Source organism: Allobosea massiliensis (assembly GCF_042655245.1).
Lineage (GTDB): Bacteria > Pseudomonadota > Alphaproteobacteria > Rhizobiales > Beijerinckiaceae > Allobosea > Allobosea massiliensis.
In genome coordinates, this window is record NZ_JBHSLU010000124.1 from 1 (window position 1) to 4,786 (window position 4,786).

General features: G+C 65.2%; 4 protein-coding genes and 1 pseudogene. 4 read left to right on the plus strand and 1 reads right to left on the minus strand.

What is annotated here, in order from left to right:
• The 3 genes and pseudogenes from ACFPN9_RS26795 to bchJ all read left to right on the plus strand — a co-directional run.
• A pseudogene (locus ACFPN9_RS26795) lies at nt 1-410 on the plus strand (hypothetical protein); the annotation flags it as partial.
• Nucleotides 411-568: 158 nt separating this feature from the next.
• Nucleotides 569-2,227 carry a magnesium-protoporphyrin IX monomethyl ester anaerobic oxidative cyclase gene (gene bchE, locus ACFPN9_RS26800; RefSeq protein ID WP_067253607.1) on the plus strand — a complete coding sequence of 553 codons (1,659 nt, stop codon included), beginning with the start codon at nt 569-571 and terminating at the stop codon, nt 2,225-2,227.
• Nucleotides 2,221-2,889, plus strand: coding sequence for a bacteriochlorophyll 4-vinyl reductase (gene bchJ / locus ACFPN9_RS26805; RefSeq protein ID WP_067253604.1), 669 nt, complete (start codon nt 2,221-2,223; stop codon nt 2,887-2,889). Before bchE ends, bchJ begins: the two co-directional genes overlap by 7 nt.
• A 471-nt stretch (nt 2,890-3,360) precedes the next feature.
• Here bchJ and ACFPN9_RS26810 read toward each other — a convergent pair whose 3' ends face one another.
• A complete protein-coding gene (locus ACFPN9_RS26810; RefSeq protein ID WP_377817925.1) occupies nt 3,361-3,918 on the minus strand; it encodes a DUF6441 family protein in 558 nt (185 codons plus the stop codon).
• 100 nt (nt 3,919-4,018) lie between these two features.
• Between ACFPN9_RS26810 and ACFPN9_RS26815 the strand changes: the two genes are divergently transcribed.
• Nucleotides 4,019-4,786 (plus strand): DUF349 domain-containing protein (locus tag ACFPN9_RS26815; RefSeq protein WP_377817926.1); only part of this gene is annotated, 768 nt, incomplete at its 3' end.

Below are 4,786 nucleotides of genomic sequence, written 5' to 3' on the forward strand. Positions count from 1 at the left end.
CCGGCGACTCACTGACCGCGATCCTCGAGGCCTCGCGCAAGGTGGCGGCGACCATCGCCGACATCTCCGCGGCCGGCGGGGAACAGGCGAACGGAATCGATGAGATGAGCCAGACCGTCGCCCATCTCGACGAGATGACCCAGTCCAACGCCGCCCTCGCCGAGGAAAGCGCCGCCTCGGCCAACGCCCTGGCCGACCGCATCGCCCAGCTCAACGGCCTCGTCGCGGGCTACCGCACTGAGGCAGGCGGCACGGCCGCGGCCGGCACCGCCGGGGCGCTGCAGCGCCAGGTCCAGGCCGCCTTTGCCGGGCCGCGTTCCGCCCGGCCGTCTGCGCCTTCCGCGCGCCCGGCACCGCCTCCGATGAAGAAGGCCGTCAACGCGCACGCGTCCGGCTGGGACGAGTTCTGACCGGAGGGCAGCTTCCCTCGCTACGGAACGAGAGGCTGCCGCCACCGCGCGTTCCCCGCCACGGCGTCGCTCGGTCGCCCGCATCCCGATTTTGATATGCGTCAAAATTCTCGGACAGCGAGTGTGTCAATTATTTGATGCAGTCGCTGGAGGGGCAGATGCGGATCGTCCTGGTTCATCCGAACTACCATTCCGGCGGCGCCGAGATCGCCGGAAACTGGCCACCCGCCTGGGTCGCCTATCTGTCCGGCCATCTGAGAGACGCCGGCTTCGACGACATCGCCTTCATCGATGCGATGACCAACCATCTCAGCGATGAGGCGTTGCGGGCCCGCCTGGCCGAACTCCAGCCCGACGTCGTCGGTACCACCGCGATCACGCCCTCGATCTACAAGGCTGAGGAGGTGCTGAAGATCGCCTCGGAGGTGGTGCCCCATGCCGTCCGGGTGCTCGGCGGCATCCACGCCACCTTCATGTACAAGCAGGTCCTTTCCGAAGCACCCTGGGTCGACGTCATCGTCCGCGGCGAGGGCGAGGAGATCTTCCGCGACCTGATCCGGACGGTCGCGGCGGGCCAGTGGCCGGCGGGACGGGCTCAGATCAAGGGCCTCGCCTTCCGGGATGGCGAGCGGATCGTCGCCACGGCGGCCGCCGCCACGGTCAAGGAGCTCGATGCGATCAATCCGGACTGGTCGCTGCTCGAATGGTCGAAATACATCTATGTGCCGCTCGGGGTCCGCGTCGCAATCCCCAACATGGCGCGCGGTTGTCCCTTCACCTGCTCCTTCTGCTCGCAATGGAAATTCTGGCGCGACTATCGCGTGCGCAATCCGGTCAAGGTCGTCGACGAGATCGAGAAGCTCGTCAACGAGCAGCAGGTCGGCTTCTTCATCCTCGCCGACGAGGAACCGACGATCAACCGCAAGAAATTCATCCAGTTCTGCGAAGAACTGATCCGGCGCGGCCTGCCCGACAAGGTCAAATGGGGCATCAACACCCGCGTCACCGACATCTACCGCGACCGCGATCTCCTCTCCTTCTACCGCAAGGCCGGCCTCGTCCATGTCAGCCTCGGCACGGAAGCCGCGGCCCAGCTGAAGCTCGACCAGTTCAACAAGGAGACCAAGGTCGAGGAGAACAAGGAAGCGATCCGCCTCCTGCGCGAGGCCGACATCTTCACCGAGGCGCAGTTCATCGTCGGCCTCGACAACGAAACGCCGGAGACGCTGGAAGAAACCTTCCAGATGGCCTGGGACTGGCAACCCGACCTCGCCAACTGGGCCATGTACACGCCCTGGCCCTTCACGCCCCTGTTCCAGGAGCTGAAGGAGAAGGTCGAGATTTTCGACTTCTCGAAATACAACTTCGTCACGCCGATCATGGCGCCCGAGGCGATGACGCGCGGCGAACTGCTCAACGGCGTGATGAAGAACTACCGCCGCTTCTATTCCCGCAAGGCCCTGTTCCATTATCCGTGGCGCGGCACCGGCTTCCGACGGCGTTATCTGCTCGGCTGTCTCAAGGCCTTCCTCAAGGCCGGCTTTGCGCGGACCTTCTACGACCTCGGCAAGGCCGGCTACTGGGGCCCGCAATCGAAGGAGAAAGTGAACTTCAACTTCGATCGCACGCGCAGGATCGCCCCGGCCCAGATGGACGACTGGGAGGCCGCCGCCGACCGCGCCTCGCAGGCCCGTGCCCGGCGCGAATCGCGTCAGCCTCTGGTCGCCTGCGGCGGCAGCACCGCCCAGCTCGATGAGCAGCCGCCCCTGCCCGATGCCACGCCGAGGCCCGCCGGCGCGGCGCCGTCGCCATGCTGAGCGCCGGCCTGGCCTTCGCCTCGGCGGTCGATGCGCGGGGGGAAGCCGGGCTCGTCGGCCCCAATGCCGTGATCCAGCTCGCCGAGGCGCTGCGGGCGGCACCCGACGCCCCCGGCCTGGCCGAGCATGTCTTCGGCCGGGCCGGGTACGCCCGCCTGCTGCGATCGCCCCCCACCGACATGATCGACGAGGCGATCGCCGCCCGCCTCTTCGCGACGCTCTGGCGCGAAATGCCGGCTGCCAGCGCCGCCGCCATCGCCCATGAGGCCGGCCGCCGGACCGGCGCCTATGTCCTGGCCCACCGCATCCCGCCGCTCGCACGGCTGCTCCTGCGGACCCTCCCGCCCCGCCTCGCCGCGCCGCTGCTGCTGCGGGCCATCGCCAGGCACGCCTGGACCTTCGCGGGCTCGGGCAGGTGCCGCACCGCCTCGGGCCCGCCCTGCCTCGTCACCATCGCACGCAACCCGCTCGCCATGCCGGGCGGCGCCTGGCATGGCGGCGTCTTCGAATGCCTGTTCCGGTCGCTGGTCAGCCGCAGCGCCAGCGTTCGCCATGCCGAGGTTTCGGGCGACGGCGGGCCCGTCTGCCGCTTCGAGATCGACATCGCGCCCCCCGCCGGCCCGGCGGGCTTCCCGCGGCAGCCGACGCGCGACCCGGCCTAGTCTCAACCGGGCTTTCATCCCAGCCGAAATCCCCGCCCGCGCTCGCACGCAGGCGTCAACAACGAGGCGCGTGGGTAGAAATCTGCATCCGTTGAGCCAGGATGCGGCGCGGATGGATTGAGCCACCATCCGCACGCCCCGTGGCGCTCCGCTTGTCGGCGTTTTTCGTCTCCGGGCCGCGCTTATCGGGTCGAAGGCCAGCCTCCGCCGCGAGCCCTCGGGCGCCAGTTCCCCTCATCGGGTTGTCGCGCCGTCCGGCATGGGACGAAGGCGTGATGCCAGCAACCGTTCCAGCGAGCTCCTCGCACAGGGGCCGTAGTACCCCCAGGGCGGTGCCCCGAAGCCTCCCGAGTGCGGGGTGCAAACCCGCCCGCAGGCGCCGCGCTCATCCCCACCAACGGCTTGCCTTCCGGATGGCTGCCCCTCGGGGACGAGGTGGGGGCAGATTAAGGGCGGTGTGGAGAGCGGGGATTACGAGAGTTTGTCATCCCCGCAATGGGGCACGACAACGGAGCGCCGCCATGACTGAGGACGGCCACGGCGATAAACGAACCGAAGCTTCAGGCCGGTTCGCCGCTGCCAGCCTTCCGGCGTGATCCCTTCGCGTGAACCCGTGGCGCTCCGTCCGCTCTTGCCGGCAGCGGCGGTCGGGATCGCCAGGAACAGGCCACGCGCCGAGCGGATCACCACACCACGGTCAAAGGAATCGATGATGTTCGGCGCGCGCGACCAGACAGAGGCTGCGGCTTCGGCGCTCTCGCCCACCTCGGGGAAGGTCTTTCCCCGCCGTGTCCGCGACAGCCGTTCACCGAGCCCGGCCGCGACGAAATCCTCGCGGAGATCCTGCTTCAGGCCATCGGCAGCGTCGCGCATCCCCGATGAGACCGCGCGCTCGATATCCTTCTCGGTTTCAGCTAGCGCGTTGCCGAGATCGGGACGCTGGAACGTGAAGCGCATTACAGCTGACCGTTGCCTTGATTTCTCAACATCCCGCGCGACATGCGTGGCAACTAGAGTGCTGACCTGCATCCTGATCTTGTCAGTATGTCGGAATTCCCGCCATATTGGGGACAGAAAACTGGTGCCTGAGCCTAAGCGAAGAGAAATCTATAGAGCATTTGGGTGGGATATGAAAGAGACCCGAGAAGAATACGAGGCACGGAAAGAACGCGAATACGAAGAATTCATGGATCGCGAGCGCGAACGTGAAAATAATAGGTATGCAAAGCAGCGGCTCGTTTCTCGCGCCGAGTCAATTTCGGGCACCACTGATTTCAAATCGGGCTCTGCAGAAATGCACGAGCTGATGCAGGAATGGAAATCAATCGGTTCCGCAGGGAAAGACAACAATGACGAACTGTGGGCCGATTTCCAAAGCGCTCGTCAGAAATTCTTTGATCGGCGCGAGGAAGCAAAGGAGCGGCGTGAGCGTGAGATGGAGAAAAGCCGCTCCACGAAACAGGGGATTGTCTCCCGGGCTCGCTCTGTCTCGCGAACAAATGACTTCAAATCTGGAAGCGCCGAATTTGCTGATCTCCGCGAGGAATGGAAAGCCGCAGGTTTCTCAGGAAGGGAATCCGAGGACGATCTTTGGAATCAATTCCAAGCGGCGCAGAAGGAGTTCTACGAACGGCGTGATGCCGCGCGCGAGAAGCGGAACCAAGAGTTAGAAAGAAATAGAAGTGCCAAGAGAAGCATTGTTAATCGTGCAAAATCTCTTTCTTCCAGTACGGATTTTCGTACGACAGCGTCCGAATTTTCCGATTTGCGCCAGGAATGGAAGGGCATCGGTTTTTCAGAGCCCGTCCCGAAAGGGTTGAGCGACTGGGGCACTCGTGATTCCAAGGGGTTGTTCAGGCCATCTTGGAGCGAGCGATGTGGACCCCAGCCACTCGCC

What these genes read in the sequence shown, in the direction of transcription:
- bchJ (WP_067253604.1), top strand. Translation starts at nt 2,221, where the DNA reads ATGCTGAGCGCCGGCCTGGCCTTCGCCTCGGCGGTCGATGCGCGGGGG.
- ACFPN9_RS26810 (WP_377817925.1), bottom strand. Translation starts at nt 3,918, where the DNA reads ATGCAGGTCAGCACTCTAGTTGCCACGCATGTCGCGCGGGATGTTGAG.
- bchE (WP_067253607.1), top strand. Translation starts at nt 569, where the DNA reads ATGCGGATCGTCCTGGTTCATCCGAACTACCATTCCGGCGGCGCCGAG.